This is a genomic window from Ruegeria marina (assembly GCF_900101475.1).
GTDB lineage: Bacteria > Pseudomonadota > Alphaproteobacteria > Rhodobacterales > Rhodobacteraceae > Ruegeria_B > Ruegeria_B marina.
On sequence record NZ_FMZV01000019.1, the window covers coordinates 57,441 to 76,422 of the forward strand.

The 18,982-nt window shown below is 60.8% G+C and carries 14 protein-coding genes; 8 read left to right on the forward strand and 6 right to left on the reverse strand.

Annotation, left to right across the window (positions count from 1 at the left end):
* Position 1 precedes the first annotated feature (1 nt).
* Genes tssJ through BLT75_RS20520 form a run of 5 tightly spaced genes read left to right on the forward strand, consistent with a single transcriptional unit; the run spans position 2 to position 7,195 of the window.
* The gene (gene tssJ, locus BLT75_RS20500) at positions 2–454 is read left to right on the forward strand and encodes a type VI secretion system lipoprotein TssJ (protein ID WP_093036473.1); all 453 of its coding nucleotides are present in this window, start codon (positions 2–4) and stop codon (positions 452–454) included.
* A 22-nt stretch (positions 455–476) separates the two neighbouring features.
* Complete coding sequence (tssK, locus tag BLT75_RS20505) at positions 477–1,811, forward strand: type VI secretion system baseplate subunit TssK (protein WP_093036476.1); 1,335 nt, start codon at positions 477–479, stop codon at positions 1,809–1,811.
* Positions 1,812–1,815: 4 nt separating this feature from the next.
* Entirely contained in the window at positions 1,816–3,186 is a 1,371-nt protein-coding gene (gene icmH, locus BLT75_RS20510; protein ID WP_093036479.1) for a type IVB secretion system protein IcmH/DotU, read from the forward strand.
* A gap of 3 nt (positions 3,187–3,189) precedes the next feature.
* Positions 3,190–6,732: a type VI secretion system membrane subunit TssM gene (gene tssM / locus BLT75_RS20515; protein ID WP_093036482.1), complete on the forward strand. Its 3,543-nt coding sequence runs from the start codon at positions 3,190–3,192 to the stop codon at positions 6,730–6,732.
* Between the two features lies 1 nt (position 6,733).
* Positions 6,734–7,195 (forward strand): TagF domain-containing protein, encoded by a 462-nt coding sequence (locus BLT75_RS20520; protein WP_093036485.1) that lies wholly within the window; start codon positions 6,734–6,736, stop codon positions 7,193–7,195.
* A gap of 47 nt (positions 7,196–7,242) precedes the next feature.
* Here BLT75_RS20520 and BLT75_RS20525 read toward each other — a convergent pair whose 3' ends face one another.
* From BLT75_RS20525 to BLT75_RS20540, 4 genes are all read right to left on the reverse strand, one after another.
* Entirely contained in the window at positions 7,243–9,504 is a 2,262-nt protein-coding gene (locus BLT75_RS20525) for a type VI secretion system Vgr family protein (RefSeq protein ID WP_093036559.1), read from the reverse strand.
* 85 nt (positions 9,505–9,589) lie between these two features.
* Positions 9,590–12,013, reverse strand: a complete 2,424-nt coding sequence (locus tag BLT75_RS20530; RefSeq protein WP_093036488.1) for an ImcF-related family protein — start codon at positions 12,011–12,013, stop codon at positions 9,590–9,592.
* 3 nt (positions 12,014–12,016) lie between these two features.
* Positions 12,017–12,883, reverse strand: coding sequence for a M15 family metallopeptidase (locus BLT75_RS20535; RefSeq protein WP_093036491.1), 867 nt, complete (start codon positions 12,881–12,883; stop codon positions 12,017–12,019).
* A 3-nt stretch (positions 12,884–12,886) separates the two neighbouring features.
* Positions 12,887–13,642 (reverse strand): PP2C family protein-serine/threonine phosphatase, encoded by a 756-nt coding sequence (locus BLT75_RS20540; RefSeq protein WP_093036562.1) that lies wholly within the window; start codon positions 13,640–13,642, stop codon positions 12,887–12,889.
* A gap of 132 nt (positions 13,643–13,774) precedes the next feature.
* On the opposite strand from BLT75_RS20540, the gene BLT75_RS20545 reads away from it, so the two are divergent.
* Positions 13,775–14,401 carry an OmpA family protein gene (locus BLT75_RS20545; RefSeq protein WP_093036494.1) on the forward strand — a complete coding sequence of 209 codons (627 nt, stop codon included), beginning with the start codon at positions 13,775–13,777 and terminating at the stop codon, positions 14,399–14,401.
* 40 nt (positions 14,402–14,441) lie between these two features.
* Here BLT75_RS20545 and BLT75_RS20550 read toward each other — a convergent pair whose 3' ends face one another.
* Entirely contained in the window at positions 14,442–15,923 is a 1,482-nt protein-coding gene (locus BLT75_RS20550; RefSeq protein ID WP_093036497.1) for a caspase family protein, read from the reverse strand.
* Between the two features lie 195 nt (positions 15,924–16,118).
* Between BLT75_RS20550 and BLT75_RS20555 the strand changes: the two genes are divergently transcribed.
* Complete coding sequence (locus BLT75_RS20555; protein ID WP_143028612.1) at positions 16,119–16,754, forward strand: hypothetical protein; 636 nt, start codon at positions 16,119–16,121, stop codon at positions 16,752–16,754.
* Here the strand turns inward: BLT75_RS20555 and BLT75_RS20560 are convergent.
* Positions 16,749–17,576, reverse strand: a complete 828-nt coding sequence (locus BLT75_RS20560; protein WP_093036565.1) for an IclR family transcriptional regulator — start codon at positions 17,574–17,576, stop codon at positions 16,749–16,751. The two genes, BLT75_RS20555 and BLT75_RS20560, sit on opposite strands and share 6 nt — an antisense overlap.
* Before the next feature lie 211 nt (positions 17,577–17,787).
* Here BLT75_RS20560 and bhcA point away from each other — a divergent pair, with 211 nt between their 5' ends.
* Positions 17,788–18,978, forward strand: a complete 1,191-nt coding sequence (bhcA, locus tag BLT75_RS20565) for an L-aspartate--glyoxylate aminotransferase BhcA (RefSeq protein ID WP_093036503.1) — start codon at positions 17,788–17,790, stop codon at positions 18,976–18,978.
* Positions 18,979–18,982: the final 4 nt, after the last annotated feature.

The following is an 18,982-nucleotide window of genomic DNA, read 5'->3' on the forward strand; positions in this document are numbered from 1 at the left end:
CATGTCTTTTGCACGCAGAGAATTCGTGATCCTGGGCGGAGTGACCGCCGTTGCCGGGCTTTCGGGATGTTTGGGGCCTTCGGCTGCCAACCTGACGGTCAAGGCTGTCGGGACGCCCGGCATGAATCCGGGGCCGGATGGCGCTGATCGCCCGCTGACGCTGACCATTGTCCAGATGACCGGGACGGGCGCGTTTGACAGCGCGGACTACTTCGCCCTGCAAAACCCCGCCGCCGCACTGGGCACGGATTTCGTGCGGGCCGACCAGATCATCGTGTCGGGCGCCACTCCGGTGACCAAGGTCATTTCGGTCCAGCCGGGCGTCGCGGCGGTCGGGGTGGTCGCGGGCTTCCGGTCGCCCGCCGGCAAGAACTTTCGCAGTCGGGTTCCCGCACCAAAAAGCAGCGGGGGCCTTACAGTGACTGTCGGAGCGGGCGGTATTTCGGTAGCCTGAAGAAAAGAAGGGAACGGCAGGCATGTCGAATACGAACAGGGTTGTCTGGTCCGAGGGCTTGTTTCTCAGGACACAGCATTTCCAGCAGCAGGACCGCCACAGCGAATGGCTGGTTCGCGCGGCGCTCGGGGCGATGCCACGGCAAAGCTTCGGCTTCACGCGGCTGGAACTCGACCAGGCGGCACTGGAGGCCGGGCTGATCAGCATCTCGTCGGCGCAGGGTGTGTTTCCGGACGGAACCGTGTTTTCATTGCCTGACTCCACGGCAGACGTCACCCCTGTCCGGGTGGCGGCAGGCATGAAGCCGGGACTCGTATCGCTTGCCATACCGGCAGAACGGGCGGGAGCCGCGCAAATCGACCCTTCGCACGCGGACCCCTCCGGCGCACGCTATCGCGGTGAAATCGCAGAGGTACGCGATGTGATCCGCGACGGCGCCGACCCGGCCGAGATCGAAACCGCCCGCCTCGCGCCCCGGCTTCTGCGACCGGATGAGGACGGCAAAGGCTACACCGTCTTGCCCATAGCACGGCTGGAAGGTCTGGGGGCGGACGGCGGTGTGGCACTGGTGCCCGGTTTTCTGCCGCCGGCTCTCAGGTTGTCGGCAGTTGCCTGGTACGGTGATTTTCTCCGCGAATTACTGACAGGCCTGGACCGGATTGCCGAAGCGCATGCCTCTATGGTGATCGGAGGGGCAGGGGCTTCGATGGAAAACCTGCTTATCCTCGAACTGGCGAATGCCGCGCGTCCCAGGGTGGCGCATCTTTTGAAGCAGAACGATTGCCATCCGTCCGAACTCTATGCCGAGTTGGCGGGCTTGGCGGGGCGGATGTCCACCTATGGGGCCTCGGCGCGCCGCATGGCGGTGCTGCCGGACTATGATCATGCTGATCCGCAACCGGCCTTTGACGAACTGGCCAACACGCTGCGGTCGCTTGTCCTGTCGCTTCGACATGTCGAACCCAAGACCCGCGCGCTGCGGGTTTCGCGCCATTCCGACAACATCTGGACGGTCCGGATCGACAACCCCGAGATCCTGAATTCCTCCCGAATTGTCTTGCGGATCGGGGGTGACATGTCCGAGGCCATGTTGCGCAAGATCTTTGTCGATCAGGCCACGGTTGGTGCGGCTGACGAGTTCGACGCGCTCTGGAAATCGCGATTGCCGGGGATTGCGTTGAAACCGCTCCATTCGCAACCCCGAGAAATCCCGTATGATGGCGAACGCCTCTGCCTCGAACTGGATCGCAGCTCCGAACACTGGGCGGCGCTGCGCGATGCCCCGGGGTTCGTACTGGGTGTTGCGGGAAAACTCGACCGCGAACCCGAGATAGACTGCTATGCCGTGACACGGTGAGACCATGACCAAGGATGATCCATTTGGGCTGAAGAACGACGCCGGGCGCACACGCGTTCGACCGGTCAGGCGCGGCGCGGCCGGAGCATCCTCGTCGCCCGTTCGTACCGCGGCAGGGGGGCAGGACGCCGGGGATCCCGGGGTTTCACCACGCCTGAGAGAAAGCCGGGCCGGAAACAACCCGCTGATCAACGCCTTCGCGCCGCTCCTGGGTCTGGCACCGGAGCTGGAACGCGCAACCGCCCCGGACAATCCCGAAACCCTGCGTACGCGGTTGCTGGACAATCTGACCTATGCTCGGGACAGCGCCGTATCGGCAGGCGTACCGCTCAGCCGCGCCGATCAGGGCGCATGGTTCGTGGCTGCATTGCTTGACGACATCGCCATCAACACCCCCTGGGGCGGCGCTTCTGGCTGGCCGCGCCTGCCGCTTGTGGTGTCGCTCTATGGAAACGTGGATGTGGGTGAGCGGTACTTCGAACTGGTCGAAGAGTTGATGCGCCACCCAGAGCGAGACCCCGAGATGCTGGAACTGGCGCAGGTTTGCACGGCTTTGGGATTTCGGGGCAAGTACCGTGTGCAGGGTGGAAATGGCGAGGCGGCGCTCATGCAGTTGCGCGGCCAGCTTGACCGGTTGAACCGCGATCCTGATGTGCTGGACCGTGCATTGTCACCGCATTGGCAGGGTGTGCTGGCCGAGGACGAGGACAGGGGTTTCATTCTGCCGATCTGGGCCATCGTGCTGATTGCTTCGGCGCTTGTCGCAGCAATTTACGTGGGTCTGGGTGTTCGGCTGTCGGCCCGAGGTGAACAATTGTACACTCTTGCCGCCGTTCTGCCGCCGCCGGCGCGGGCGGACATCTATCGTCCGGTCATCGAGACAACGCAACCCGAACCGGTTCTTCTCGAGCCGGTGGTATTGGAACTGTTGCCTCTTGTTGCCGAGGCAGCGCCAAAGGACAAGGTTTCGGCGCTGACCGGGCGCGAGGACGTCTCTGTCGCGGTCGTGGTCGTGCAATCGACGGATCCCGAGGTTTTCAGGTCCGCAAAGTCGGATTTGAACGTCGAGTACGAGGAGTTGATCCGATCCATTGCCGGCGTGATCACGAGCAATGTCGAGTTCATCGGTACGGTCAGGGTGGTCGGACATACCGATAGCGTCCCCGTGCAGCGGTCAAATCCGTTTCAGTCGAACCAGGGGCTCAGCGAAGCGCGGGCGCGCACCATCGCCGACCTGCTTGTCGCGGCGGGCGTCCCGGCGGACCTCATCGTTTCCGAAGGGCGGGCCGCAACCGAACCGATCGCCGACAACAAGACCCGGGATGGGCGTGCCCGAAACCGTCGCGTCGAAATCATCCTGCAAAAGAAGGTCTAGGCGATGAAGGTACTGAAATCGGTCCTGGGCTTTTTCCTGTCCCGTCTTTTCTGGACGGCAGTCGGTCTGATTGTCCTTTGCGCGCTGATCTGGTTCTTTGGACCGCTTGTCAGCATTGGCGACAGCGATCCCTTGGCAAGCGAAATGGTTCGGCTGATCGTAATTGGCCTGATCCTGATCCTCTGGCTCCTGTCCCTGCTGATCCGCCAATTGCGTGCGGCCCGGGCGAACAGCGATTTTGTGGCGGATCTCGCTGCCGCAGACCCGGAAGTACGTCCCGGCGAAGAAAACGTGGCAGAAGTGCAGGCCAAGTTCCGCGCGATTCTTGACCAGATGAAACGCTCGAAACTGGGCGGGCGGAAGTTTCTGCGCGACATGCCTTGGTACGTGATCATCGGGCCGCCGGGTACGGGCAAGACAACGGCACTGCGTCAATCCGGACTGCATTTCCCGATCGACCTGTCGGACGACATCAAAGGTGTGGGCGGTACCCGGAATTGCGACTGGTTCTTTACCGAGGATGCCGTTCTGATCGATACCGCTGGCCGCTATGTGCAGCAGATGAGTGATCCCGAGGTTGATGCGGCCGAATGGAAAGGGTTCCTGGACCTGCTGATCAAGCACCGTGGCCGAAGGGCGCTCAACGGCGTAATCCTGACTTTGTCGGTCCAGGAACTGTCGATGAACGACGCGGCCATTCGCGACTATGGCCGGGAAATCCGAAAACGTTTGGCAGAACTGCGTGACGAACTGGGTATTAAGCTGCCGGTCTACCTGATGATCACCAAGGTCGATCTGGTGCCCGGGTTCGAAGAGTTTTTCGGCGACCTGTCGTCACGTGGTCGGGAACAGGTCTGGGGGGCCACCCTGGGGGTTGAAGACCGTGTTGACGGGGTGACCGTCGAGCGTGAGATGCGCGCGTTGCAGGAGGAGCTGGAATCGCGTCTTCTTGCCCGGCTGGGGGCGGATCTGCCTTTGTCGAAACGGGCCGAGCTGTTTCGTTTTCCGGGCCAGTTCGCGGCTTTGACCGGTCCGATGAAGGTGTTGATCGACGCAGTGTTCGGCGAGAGCCGATATGAAGACAGCCCCTGGCTGCGGGGATTCTATTTTACTTCGGGAACTCAGGAAGGCTCGCCCATCGACCGGATGTTGTCGGGAATGGCGCAATCGGTAGGATTGGCGCCACCGGCGCCCGAGCGCCGGGCGCATGGCGAAAGCCGTTCGTATTTCCTGCGGAACCTGCTTACGGACCTTATCTTTCCGGAGGCAGGTATCGGTCGCTTCGATCCAAGGGCCGAAGATCGCCGACGCTGGATCTGGCGTGGAACGCTGGCGGCGTCGGCCCTTGTCATCGTGGTTACCGGAACTTTCTTCCTGTTTTCATACATACGCTATTCCGCCGGGATCCGGAGCCAGGAAGCGGAACTTGCGCAATTGTCGGCGCGCTTGTCCAATGTTGCCTCGCGTCAGGCGCCAACCGACCCGCTTGATCTGAACCTGGCCCTGGAGGCGGCCAACGAAACGCTGAATTCCAACGCCGAAGTGCCTGACAGTTTTTTCACGGTTCTTGGCCCCACAGCCGAAGCAGAGTTGTCGCGGGCACAGACCATCGCCTATGACCGTACGCTTCGAAACATCCTTGAACCGCGGATGGTGGCCATGCTCGAGGCCACGATGTGGCGGCACTCGCGCGACCCGGAGTTCCTGATGGGCGCGCTCAAGGCCTACCTGATGTTTACCGGGCGCTCTCCTTACGACGGAGAGTATATCGCGGAATGGTGGCAGGTCGTTCTGCCGGATTTTGCACCCATAGATCCGTTCCCGACCGAAGAGGCGGTTTTGCATCAACTTGCGGCTATTGAACGGGCCGGAGCGGAAACCGACCGGATCGCGCCTGATCCCGAACTGGTCACGATCGCGCTGGAAAGCATCTGCACGATTCCGCTTGCGGTGCGCGCCTATCGCAACCTCTTGACCCTTCCCGAAATCAGCAGTCTGCCCGAATGGATACCGGCGGAACATACGGGTCCGAACGGTGCGCGCGTTCTGACCCGCTTGTCGGAAAAGACGCTGCGTGTGGGTTTGCCGGGCGCATTCACTTTTGACGGGTTCCACCAGACGGTTCTGCCCCTGGTGCCCGAGGTTGCGGCTCAGGCCGTGCTGGACCGCGAGGTTTTTGCCGGTGGATGTGCTGAAAGTGCCGAAGCGTCGGTCGCGGTCCTGGAAGCGGATATCCTGAAACTCTATTACGATGATTTCATTGCCCAATGGGATGGGTTCCTGCGCGATGTGCGGCTCGCTCCGATCTCGGACCTGCCGCAGGCGCGACAGAATTTAAAGGACCTGTCTTCGGCGGACAGCGCGCTCAAGCGGTTGATCATTGCTGTGGTGGCCGAGACCCATCTGACCCGGATTCCCGAAGAAGGAACCGGCGGCGGGAATGATGCGGCCAAGAAAGGGGCTTTGAAAGCGGCGCAGAAGAAGCTGGGAAAAATCGGCGGACTGCTCAAGAAGGGATCCAAAGTAGTCGGAAAGTCCGGAGGGTCGGCCGAACCCGAGGCGCTGCCCGGCAATCCTGTTGCGCTTCATTTCGCTCCGATCCGCGCCACGGTCCAAGAAGTGGACGGCGTGCCACCGCTCCTGGACGACGCCGTCTCGGCATTGACGGCCCTGTCGAACGAATTGCAGACCGTAGCCGCCAGCCCGGACCCCGAACAGGCGCTTCTGGCGCGTGGTGGCCTGCCGCTGTTGACTGGGGCAATCGTGAACGAAGCGGCCGGTTTGCCCGACCCGATAGACGACTGGATCGGCGGCATTGCGGGCGACACGATCAGTGTAACCCGCGACGCCATCGTCGATCAGTTGAACGCACGTTGGAAAGCGGATGTCCTGCCCTTCTGCCTGTCTGCGACCGCCGGACGCTACCCGTTCGACCAGCGCAGTGCCATTGATGTGAACACGCAGGATTTTGCCCGGCTCTTCGGGGCGGGGGGGCTGATCGACGGATTTACCAATGATCACTTGCAGACCTATATCGACAATTCCGTCCGGCCTTGGCAATGGCGTGCCGATCTGGGGCTGGAAGACGGCTTGCTGAAGCCGTTCGAGAATGCCCGGATGCTGCGGAACGCATTGTTCCCCGGCGGATCGGGACCGGTCATGGCGTTCAACCTGACGCCGCTGGATCTCAGTGCTACCGCCGCACGGGTGACGCTGAACGTGGATGGCCAGGTGCTGAGCTATTTCAACGCTGCGGCCCGACCCATGCCCATGACCTGGCCGGGGCCTGACGGTACCAACATGATCACGCTCAGTTTCACGCCCGTCGACGGCACGGGTGATCAGATTACGTCGCAGACCGGATCATGGGCATTTCTGCGCCTGATCCGGGCCGGGCGGCTGCAATCCACGAACCTGCCGGAAGTATTCAACCTGGGTCTGGCCGCTGGCGGGCACAGCGCCCGCTTCGAATTGCGCGCGAATTCCGTCGAGAACCCATTCGATCTGACGGTGTTTTCCGGATTCTCCTGCCCGAAAGGGTTCTGACGTGACCGGGTTCTTTGGCAAGTTGCCAAGCCACGGCGATTTTGTGACTCGCGGTCTTGGCTCCGGGGTGCGCGTATTTCTCGACCGATGGCTGAGTCTCGGGCCGGCCTTGGCGCTCAGGGATGGGGTGATCTGGCCGGAAAAGGGGGTGCGTGGCCTGCTGCAGGGGCCGAAAGGTCCCATCGCCGTGCTTGTCCTTGCCAGTCGCGATACGCCAGGTCGGCTCTTTCCATTCGCGGCTTGCGCTGAGGTTTGCACGGATCAGAAGGGTGTCGACGAATGGGCCGAGCAGATATTACCGGCACTTGCAGGAGCGACCCGGACAGGAGCGGACCCGGACGCTTTGCTTGCAAAGTTGAGCGCCTTTCTTCCAGAGCATTCCGATCACCCGCTCAGTCATACCTGCGTCTGGTGCGATGGTGTCGCCCCCGAACCCTCCGAGGTTTTCTTCGGGCATTTGTGAGAGGCAGAGCTGCCAAGAAAATTCGGCGAATTTTCTTGGGCCCTGCCTCAATTCTGGTCGATTTTCGAACCTTTTATCTTGATGTTGCTTGACGCCTTGATATCGATCTTGCCGCTGCCTTCCACCTTGATGTCCTTGCCCTTGATCTGGATCGTGCCGTCCTTCTTCATCAGGATCGATGCAGACCCTGTCTTGATCAGGATCTCGTCGCCCGCATCGATGGCCAGTTTCTTTGCGACCTTCAAAGTCATGTTTTCGCCGACCGAATAGCTGGCTTTCTTTCCGATCGATTGGGACAGGTCCTTGCCGACTTCAATGCTTCGGCCGCCGCCGACGGTCCAGCTGTCGTCGCTGCCGATCGAGTGGGTCTGGCCAGCTCCGACTGAAACCGACCTTGATGCGCCGATATCGTTGGATTGCGGTCCTCCGACGGTGCGTTGCTCGGCAGCGCCGACCGTATCAACCCGGATTGCGCCGACGCTGATTGTCTGCATCGCCCCCACCGTCTGGGTATGGTTAATGCCGATCGTTTCGCTCGAATTCTGCCCGATGCTGATTGACTCGTTTGACCCCACGGTCAGCGCCCTGTTCTGTCCTACCGTTTCGGTATCGTTATTGCCGATAACTACGGTCCGATTGACATCGACCGTAGTGTCCTTGTTGTTCTTCACGTATTCGCTGCGGTCGTGCATGACTTCCTGGCGCGCGTCATTTCCGACCGACTCGTAGAAATCGTTGCCGATGGTCCGGCTTTCGTTGTTCTTGACCAATTCGTTATGGTCTTTTTCCGCCTGGAAGTAGACCTCTTCATTGCCCTTGGCATCTTCGAACCGCAACTCGTTGAAGCCGCCACCGCCTGGGGAACTGTTCGATTTCCAGCCCGATTGGGTGGCATTGGACGGCAACGCATAGGGCGGCATCTGCTCGGCATTGTACACGCGCCCCGTAATGATCGGCTGATCCGGGTCGCCTTCCAGGAAATCGACGATCACCTCTTGCCCAATCCGCGGAACCTGGATGAAGCCCCAGCCAGACCCGGCCCAAACCGAGCTTACGCGGATGAAGCAGGTGGTGTGCTCATCTTCGACCCCCTCACGGTCCCAATGGAACTGAACCTTCACCCGCGAGTACTCGTCAGTGTAGATCTCTTCGCCGGGCGGGCCCACCACAACAGCTGTCTGGGGCCCCCGCATGACCGGGGCGCGGGCCCTGCGTGGGGGGTGGTAAGGCAGGTCAAACGGTTGCACGAGCCAGCGGACCTCGAAACCGTCCTGTGCGCCGCGAAACCCCTGGCCCGAAAAATACTGCGCCTCCCAGATGTCGTAATCGGCTCGCAGAATGAAGAAATCAGCGTTTTCCGCATCCCTGGGATGCTCGGTCAACTTGAACCGGTGGCCGCTCGCTGGTCCCTGTGCCCACGCCTGCGCTTCGGCGCGCTTCGCCCGGGCCTGCACGGCGATGTTGCGGACCTTGGCCAGGTCCTTGCCTCGTGCATGTTCCTTGTAGTACCCGGGGTAGGAGTAGCGCTGCCTGTCGGCCAATTCGGTTTCAAACATATTTTCGTCTTTGGCAACCAAGTCGGCCGAGGGGCGGGTGAAATCATAGTCGGTATGTGTCCACCCGGCAGAAACCACGCTGTCTATGCGGTGCCACTCGCTGATGCCTTCCTCGCTAATTGCCGCCGGGCGCGCGTTCATCAGGTATGGGACGATCTCATAACCATCGGCAGTCTCCAGTTTCTCATTGTCATCCACAAGGATCAGCTTTTCCTCGCCGTCCCTGAACTCGAAAAAGTACCAGATCCCTTCGTGTTGCATCAGCCGCTCGACGAAGTTCAGATCGCTTTCCGCGTATTGGACGCAATATTCACGCGGTGGATAGCTTTTTTTCAGCTTCAATTCATAAGGCGTGGCACCATGCTGATCCAGAATATGTTCGATAATGTCGGGAACCGACTTTTTCTGGAAAATTCGATTGTCCGTGCTCTTCGAAAGGAACCACAACTTTGGCCTTAGGACCAGAACGTAGCGCGCCATTCCTTCTTCTGTGACACCCCCGAACCGGAACTCATCAACATAGCCGTGAAAATGGCGTTCGTTTATTTCTCCGTTGACCTGGACCGTGACGGACTGTCCAAGAATGTCTTCGGATTTGAGGTCTGGATTCTTGCTGACAGCGGTTACTTCATAGCGGTAACACGCTCCGGCTTCATCTCGTCCCTTCAGGCTGCAGAAGCGAAGCCCGTCAGATCCATCGTCGTCGGATGGCGGCAGCGGTGACTTGAGGATAATATTTCGTGCTTCAAACATTTTGACCTCGGCAATCCACCAAGACTTCTGCAAATCCTGGCCAGTATAGCGCGGAAATCCCGTCCTGCATGGAATTTCCACGCTGCTAAAGGACAGGAGGGCAGGACAGGCCCTTTATCGCTGTTCGGCCGGAGATTGGGTTCACGTCACGGTCAAACTCCATTTCCACGAATACCCGGCCGCTATCGGTGCGCAGGTCCACAAGAACCCGGCGCCCTCCGTCACGGGTGCGCAGGCGAAGGTCGTCTAGCAACCTGTGCAATCCCCAGGGGCCGGAGTGGGTCAGGCGCGACGCCTGGTCCCCCTGGCGAATGGAGACTTCGATGCCGGCTTCCGGGTCGGGTCCAGGCCAGGACAGCTGTGCTGCATCGCCGGTTGCGCGAACCGGCGCGACCACGCCACCCAGCGTCAACAGTGTTTCGCCCCGTTCGGCCAATGCCGAAATCCGTATGTCCGAAGCCAGCGATCCGTCCGGAGCGAAGAGCGCTTGCGATGTTACTGCGGCGCGCTCAAGAAACGCGGCGCCTTCGGGTGTCAGCCCCGAAAACCGGGCTTCGGGTTTCCAGCGCCAGGGGCTTTCGGATGTATCGAGATAGGGCCCGGCATAGGCCGAAAGGAACAGCGGAAAGGCGCCCGACGGGCCGAACAGGGCCGTAAGGTCGCGCGCGTCGGCATCCGGTCCGTCGGCAAAGGGATAGCGCCCGAGGACAAGCTCGCGGCACAGGGGAAACACATCCTGTTGCCACTGCCGAAGGATCGGATTCGATTGGCGGGAACCGGTGGTCTGCCCGGCCTGGGCCAGCACGTCCTCGGCGATTTGCACCACGACGCGCGGCGCGGCCTTGAGCGCCTGTACCGAGCGGGCACTTTCCTGCACGCTCATCAATCGTTCGCTGCCGCGCTCTGCGTTCACGTCAATCGAACCCAATGCGACGTTGAGGCTGGAAAACAACCTGGCTATCTCCGCCAGGCGGCCATTTTCAACATACTGGATCATTGCCCCGAAACGGGTCGCCGTTCGCAGCTGCTGCGCGTGGCTGCGGGCTGTATCGCCACCGCCTGTTTCCACCCAGACGTGCCGCAGCAGAGCGTCCAGCGGACCGGGCGACCTGGCCAGGGAACCCGAAACAAGAATGGCTGTTTCCCTGTCGACGAAGGGCCGAACCCGAATATTGGCCAACCAGTTGCTCCAGGCGTCCAGCGTTTCCGTCAAGAGACGGTCTTCCAGCAGGTCCGGCGTATCATTGCGCGGCTGGAGGGATGTGCCGGTGACAACGGGGCCGGCCAGTCTTGCCGCCTGCACGGCAAGACCCAGTTCGAATTCGCGTGCCTTGGTCCACCCTGCCTGCGTGAACAGGCCCGGAACGCCCTCGGACAACGGCGCGCCGGTTCGATGGACCAAAACCTCGCCGATCCCGGGAACCGCCTGGTTGGCCTGCCAGCGCGGCAATTGCCGCGCACCTTCCGAGCGGAGCAATTCCAGCCAGGCCCGGCTGGGTTCGTCCGCTTCGGCGGCAAAGCTGCGCACCAGTTCCATCAACTCCGGGTCCGAAGCGGGCAATCCCGTCCGCGGTCCTTCCAATGATCCGACATGGGACGCAAGTTCTGGCGAATTGTCCTCGAGCCAGCCAACAAGGTAGGCCGGTTGCCATGCCAGGTCCCCGACCAGCACGGCCCAGGCCCGAAGGGCATCGTAAACCATCAGACCCTGGCCCTCTGTTGCCAGACGATCCTCGATCGCCATCCCGATGGCAGGTGGTAAAAGTGATGCAACCAGTTCTTGATGTGCCGCTTGCGCACGGGAAAGCGCGTCTGCCATCGGCAGGCGCAAGGAGCCCTTGAAAGGGGCCTTGGCCATTGCCCGTTCGACTTGAGCCAGCGCCTCGGCACTTGAATCCAACTGTGCGGAAACCGGCGTCGAGCGATCGATCGCTGCCGTCGCCTGCTTGAAACCGGCAAAAACGCCGGTTTGGTACCGATATTCAAGAAACCCCGCATAGCAGGCCAAGAGCGTCGAAAAGGACAAGATGCTGATCAGTGCATATTTTCCCCAGCCGGACCGCTCTCGCTGATACCCTTGGCGCATGGCCCTGCATTGGTCCACGATCCCTTGCAGGAATTCCCCGAGCGGCGCAAGCTCACCCCCTTCGCGTCGGGCGGTCGCGGCAAAATCCTGTACTCGGGGAAGGTCCATCTCGCGGCCGTCGAACAGGTGTTGCCGTGCCAGGATCGTCCATGTCGACAGTCGCAACCTTGGCAAGGATCGCGCTCGTTTGTCGATCAGAACGCCCAGCCCGTATCGCGCCGGTTTGATCGCGCTACGTGGCACACGGGCATCCTGAAGCCGGATTTCGAAAGCGTCGAGCAGCGCGGCGGCTTCCTCGCACAAGGTGCGCTCACCAACCCGGGCCCGCGTCTCCAGCTTGTCCGCAAAGGCGAACACCGGGCCCGCCAGATCCTGAAACGGTCGGCCTTTGCCAGGACCCGAAGGGCGCGCATGCCGGCCCATCGATCAAAGCTTTCCTTCGGTCTGCCACTTGCGAAGGGTTTCCTCGCCGACCTCGAAATGCATTGAATCCTCGCGATTCCACGTGGCGCCCCAGAACCACCCTTCTTCGTTGAAGAGTTCGGCAAGGAGCAGCAGGCCGAACTGGGTGCCGCCGTCGCCAAATCCGTCAAGCCGCCCTTCGAGTTTCAGGTCTATTGCGGTTCCCCAGGAATGGTTCGAGACCGAACTCGCGGATCCTCTGATCAGCCTTGCACACAAAGCGCCCGCCGTGCCCATAGCGGCATGAATATCGGGTTCCGATTGCTTAAGCCGCACCATGATCCGTTCCAGGGACTCGAGCGCCGGACGAATCATCGTAACCCGGATTGGCCCGATTTGCCGGGTTTCCAGCAACGAACCGAGGCGGGAATTTGTGACCGGCTGGCATTCGGTCGAATAGCTGTCCCGCGGGTGTCCAAGAATTTCCAGCATCACGCGGTTCCTGGGTTGCGTGATGCCAGTGTTGAACCTCGACTTGGCAAGGATCATCTCTTCGGTCATCTCCTCGGTTTCCTGGTGGTCCCCGGTTTCGTCCAGCCCGGTCAGTTGTCCCGCCTCGATCTGTACTGGCGGGCGCTCGGCGGCAAGGCCTGCCATCAGGCTCATGTCCTCGGTCAAGCGCTTGATTTCGGCCTCAAGCTCGCGTTGGTTTTCGCGTATCCGGGCGATATCGCCACGCAAGTCGGCGATCTCCCTGTCGGTCCCGTTCAGCCGCATTTCGGTTGTACCGTCCGCAGTCTGCAATACCGCTCCGACCACCGCAAAGGCGATTGCTGCCGCCACCAGGCCGATGGCGATGATGATTGGGCCTATGAGGGTTCCTTGCCGCAAATGTCATCCGTCCCGGGCAAAAACGGCTATGACCGACACGTTGTCGGGGGCGCCGGATTCGAGTGCCTTTGTCACCAGGGTAGCACAGACGTCTTCGGGATCGGTCGCCCCGTTGATGATCGAAGCGATCTGTTGATCGCCGATACAGGTCGTCAGCCCATCGCTGCACAACATCAACCGGTCGCCCGAAATGAGAGGCACAGTGACGGTATCCACCTCAAGCTCGGGCAGGGCGCCGACGGCGCGCGTAACGATATGACGCTCGGGGTGGTCGTCGCGGTCGCGCGCGTCCAGCAGACCCTGATCGATCATGTCCTGAACAACCGTATGATCATGCGTCAGCAGGCGCAACCCGCCCTGCCGCAACAGATAGGCCCGGCAATCGCCCGCCCATGCAACCGTGGCAATGGCGTTCTGGATCATCATGGCCACCACTGTCGCGCCCATTCCATCAAGCCGTTGATTGCGAGCCCGAAGCAGGACTTCACGATTGGCTTCGGCCAGCCGCATCCGTAATTCGGGGGCCGCAAGCGCGTCGTCCTGCAACTGGCTGAGGCAGTCGATGACGATGTCAGATGCCACATCGCCATGGCCATATCCGCCCATTCCGTCGGCAATTGCCCAGACCACCCCGGACGGATCGGTAAGAATCGAATCTTCGTTGCTTTCCCGTACCCGTCCTGCATGGGTCAGGCCCGACCCGAAAAAGATCGGCGCACGAGGCAGCACGGCCGGGATGCGTGTCGTCGGTCCGGTCATCATCCGGCATCTATAGCGAACATCTGGTCCAAGGTTCGAGTCCGGTCTTTCAAATGGGATGTATTCAAACGGCTTTGATGATACTCTGGTTGCAGATTGACACAAAGCCTTTTCAGAAAAGGAGAGATGCCCATGACATCACTCAGACTGGCTGTCGCCCTGTTGGCGTTGGCCAATCCGGTACTCGCTCAGGACTACACCGCAGATCAGCTCCGCGCCTTGTTCGAGAAACAGAAACAGGCGTTCTCGGCTGCCCAGGACAGTGGGATGGGGCAAACGCGCGGCTTGAAACTTGTAACCGTGGAAGATGTCAGCAGCGAATCCGCCGTCAGTGTGCAGGGGCAGACAACGACCGCAGGCGAAAGCATGACACCTGCGGCCTCGGATCCGAACAAGCCACTGGTCTTTGGCCAGCTCGATCCAGAATTGCAGGTCAATCTTCATATCAAGTTCGGGTTCGACTCGGCCGCGCTGTCAGAATCGGAAAAGCCTAAACTTGAAACACTGTGCACGGTTCTGCGGACATCCGACATAAACGTGATCCGTATCGTGGGACATACCGACAGTTCCGGGTCGGATGAATACAACGAACGTCTTTCGGTTCTGCGCGCCAAGGAAGTGGCCCGGCACCTCGTTCAAAACTGCGGGGTGGATGCCGGTCGGCTCGAGACTGTCGGCATGGGCGAGAGGTTTCCATTCAACAGCGCGGATCCAAAGGCAGACGAAAACCGCAGAGTGGAATTCCAGGCCCTAAGCTGACATGGCAACGCAGCCACCGTTTCTTGCCCGAACCTGATTGCTAGCTCTCCAGCCCGTAGGCGCGGCGAAGGCCGCGCTGTGTTCCGGGCCCGAAATCGCCGTCGATCGTCCCCTGGTACAGGTCGAATCGTTTAAGTTCCTCCTGCAGCGCGCGACGGGTGGCCGGTTTGAGTGTTTCGGGATGCTCTGTGAGAATCTTCAGAACATCTTGATTGCCCACTCTCAGCGCCTGATACAGGTATTGCGCGGCCTCTTTAGGTCCTTTCCCCGGAATAAGCCCGTCGTCGATCAACGCGGCGAAATTGTACATCGCCTGCGGGTGCCGCAAATCCGCCGCGCGTTCGAACAGGGCAAGCGCCTTTGCGGAATCGCTCGGCAGGCCCATCATGCCGTGATAGTGGAAAAAGCCGAGATCGTTGATCGCGTCCGGGAAATCCTGCGCTGCGGATTGCCTGTAGAGTTCCAGTGCCCGGACCTGATCCGCGGCCACACCGCGGCCTGTCTCGTACTGTATCGCAAGTTCGTATTGTGCTTCGGCGGACCCCGCATTGGCGGCCCGTTCCAGCAGGCGCGCCGCCTCGACCGGATCGAACCTGTCCTCGTTTGGATTGAGATGCATGAAGGCCAACCCCAGAAGCGACCGGGTGTCGCCTTCGGCGGCAAGCTGGCGGAACTGCGCCTCATCGTCGGGGCGCAGGGCGGACCACGCCAGCTTGGCCTTGCCGCCCGGCGCATCCGTAGCCGATCCTCCGCCTGCCAGAAAGAAGGGTACTCCGGACAGAGAGCCATAGGTATGCGGCTCTTGCCGGTTCTCGGTCAGGCGCAGCACCTCGTCCCGGACCTGTCGGAACATCAACGAGATTTCGAGGCCGGGATCGTCCATCTTGTCGATCAACGCCAGCGCAAAGGGGCTGTTTTCACCAGCGCCATCAAGCGCCACGTTGCCGTCCTTTGCGGCATAGGCAACCAGTGTGCCCCGGTCCGGTGAAGGTGCTGCGAGACCCTGGCCGACGCTGCGCGCCGCATCGGAAGCAGCAGTACCGGTCGTTTCCGTATCCGAGGCCAAACTGTCCCCGAATGGATTGTCCCTGCAACTGTCGAGGATCACGATCCGCATCTTTCGTGCCCTGTCCACCGAGGCCAGAAAATCCTTGAGCGAAACGGATTGGGCCTGGATGTCCCGGTTGCTTGCAACTTGCGCATCGGCCGGAATCAGGAAGTTTTCGCCCTGAACCTCCACCCCGTGACCGGCGAAATAGATCAGCGCAAGATCCGCAGTCTCGGCGCGGAACGAGAAACGCGACAGTTCCTCTCGGATCGCGTCGCCGCCCGGATCCGAAAGCTGCGTGACATCAAATCCGATCCGCTCGAGTGTCCGGGCGATGGCCTCGGCGTCATTGAGCGTGTTCTTGAGTGGTGGAATGGCCTCGTATTCCGAAATTCCGATAACCAGGGCCACCCGGTCGGCGCTGAGCGCCGGAAGCGGAAGGAAAATCAACAAACACAAGAGCAAATGTTTCATGGCGGTCCCGTCAGGTGCTCCGCAGGTACAGCCAGAGCATAACCCCGAGTAGCTGCGCCGGTCCAGAAATTCGGCGAGCGTCGATCTGCCTAATCGTTTTGCCGAAACAGCATTGCGGGTGTATCCTTGGCGTATTGGAGGAGCGTTCGCGCTTCGACTTCGGTTCTTTTGTCACTTTGTCAGAGGAATTTCCGGATGCGTACTGCAAATATCATTTGGGTCACGCTCGCGCCGACCGCGTTGGCAATCGCCACAGCTTTTTCTGGTATGGGGATCGCACAATCGGTCGAAGGGCCGACCGAGTTCGAAGGTGTGCGCGAAGGCGGTGGTGCGCTGAGCGACAGCGCCCTTGCCACTATACCGTCCTGGACCCCGGTGAATGCGGCGACGACCGGCCGCATCGTCAACGCATTGAACGCGGCGGCTGAATTCTGCCGGGCGAAGGCCGATCGTGCATTCGCCCTCGACTGCATGAATTACGAGTACTGGAAGATTGTCGAAACACTGCCTGAAACCGGGGAATACGCGGAAGTCAGGGTTGCGCTCGAAGGCGTAGCGACCAGGATGTCGGGCCTGGTCACGCGCCACCGTGACAGTTCGCCGGCCCAGACCCTGAGCAGAACCGGCATCCAGCCCAAGGTCACTACGCGCAAGATCAATCCGATAGTCGCTCCGGCTATCTCGTCTTCGGCTCGTGAAGCGGCGGATGCCATCGCCGAGGCGCAAACCCTGCTGTTGCGATCGACTGGTAATTCGGATCTGCGGCGGGCGCAGTTCCAGCGGATTGCACAGGCGATGGAAAGTGGAGCGATCCTGTTGCGGTCTCTATGAAGATCGGTCCGGAGCGGTGCCGCCCGTAAGTCGAGTAATTTCAGCCCCGGCCTCGGCGACAGCCTGCCCGAGCCGGTCAAGGCTGTCGGGCTTGAACCGGCCGCTCGGGCCCGAGATCGAGATCCCGGCACATGGCAATCCGTTCTCGTCGAAAATGGCCGCGCCGATGCAGGACATCCCGTCGTGGCGTTCATCCGCCTCGTACGACCAGCCGCGCGTGCGGGTCCGGTCCAGATCCTGAAACAGGGCGTTTGGGGTGGACAGGGTCTTGGAGGTGAACACGGGCAACCCGGCTTTTTGCAACAGGGTTCGCGCCCGTTCGGGCGGCATCATCGCAAGTATGGCCTTTCCGGTTCCCGAGGCGTGCATTGGCGATCGGGTGCCAGCGGGAAAGAAGGCACGGATCGGATGGGCGGTTTCGACCTGAGCTATGAAAACCACTTCTGTTCCATCCGGCACGGCGAGATTGGCGGTTTCTCCGGTTTTCTCCATGAGCGCACGCAGGATCGGTTGGCCGATTTCGGTCAAACCGGCCCGGCGCAGATAGGCGGAGCCGGTGCGATAGGCTTCGATTCCGATCATCCATTCCTGGCTGTGCCGGTCGAAATCGACGAAGCCATGCTTCTGGAGCGTGGTCAGGATGCGGTGTGCTGTTGCGGCCGGCAGACCTTGTGCCAGGGCCAAATCGGTCAAGGTCGCATGACCGAACCTCGCCACGGTCGCCAATAGACCCAGCGCCCGGTCCAGCGATTGCAGCGTCGCACCGCCGGATTCGGAAAAGGCCGACCTGGGTCGGCCGCGGGCACGTTTTGGCGTATTCATCGTATCCCTCTCCGCGCCATCTCTGCGCCATACCAGCATTTGTGCAGAGAAAAGTTTTTCCAAATGACCATGAATGGATGAAATGAAAAACGAAAAATTAAACAAATACAATGCATAATGTTTTTCATTTTGGATTTGGAAAACTTTTTCAGAAAAATTGCATGACTACCCGGTCCAGCGCATTCTTTTCACATAGAGGGAGGATGCCGCCATGTCAGACCAGAACCCTGTTTTCATTCCGGGACCCACCAATATTCCCGACCGCCTGCGTCGCGCGTTGCAGGTGCAGACCCGTGATCATCGCGCCCCTGATTTCGTCGATACGCTCGCGCCGGTTCTTTCCGGGATCAAGACTGTGCTGAACACGACCGATGGTAATGTGGTCACTTTCCCGTCCACGGGCACTGGTGGCTGGGAGGCCGCGATCACCAACACGCTCAGCCCGGGCGACAGGGTGCTTGTGGCCCGATACGGCATGTTCTCGCATCGCTGGATCGACCTGTGCCAGCGGCACGGGCTCGATGTCCGGATCATCGAAACGGACTGGGGTGCGGGTGCGCCGGCCGACCGGTTCGAAGAGGAGTTGCGTGCCGATACGGGGCACCGGATCAAGGCCGTGCTGGTCACCCACAACGAGACCGCGACCGGTGTTCTCAGCGACATTTCCGCCGTACGCCGCGCGATGGACATGGCGGGCCATCCCGCTCTGCTCTTTGTCGACGCGGTGAGTTCGCTCGCTTCGGTTCCGTTTCGCATGGACGATTGGGGCGTCGATATCGTTGTTTCCGGCTCGCAAAAGGGGTTCATGCTGACAACCGGCATGGCAATCCTCGGGGTCAGCCCCAAGGCATTGGGCGCAATCGAGACTGCGCGCCTGCCGCGAACCTTCTTCGACTTTCGCGACATGATGGGCGCGAATGCCAGGGGCGGTTTTCCGTACACGCCACCGCTGCAACTGATCTATGGCATGCGGGAAAGCCTGAACATGCTGTTCGAGGAAGGTCTGGAAAATGTCTATGCCCGCCATAATCGCCTGGCCGAAGGCGTGCGTCGGGCGGTTGATGCATGGGGTCTGAAACTGGTGGCCAAGTCCCCCGAACTCTATTCCGACACCGTCAGCGCGATCTACGTTCCCGACGGGTTCGACAGCAACGCCCTGACCGACCACGCGTTTCACGCCTATGACGTCAGTTTCGGCATCGGTCTGGGCGAGATGAACGGGCGGGCCTTCCGTATTGGCCACCTGGGCAGTCTGACGGATGTCATGGTGCTGAGCGGGCTGGCCACGATCGAAATGGCCATGGCCGATCTGAACTATCCGATCCGGCTGGGCAGCGGTGTCGCGGCAGCGCAGGAATACTTGCGACGCCCTGCACAGGCCGCAGCGAAATCCGCAGCATGAAGGA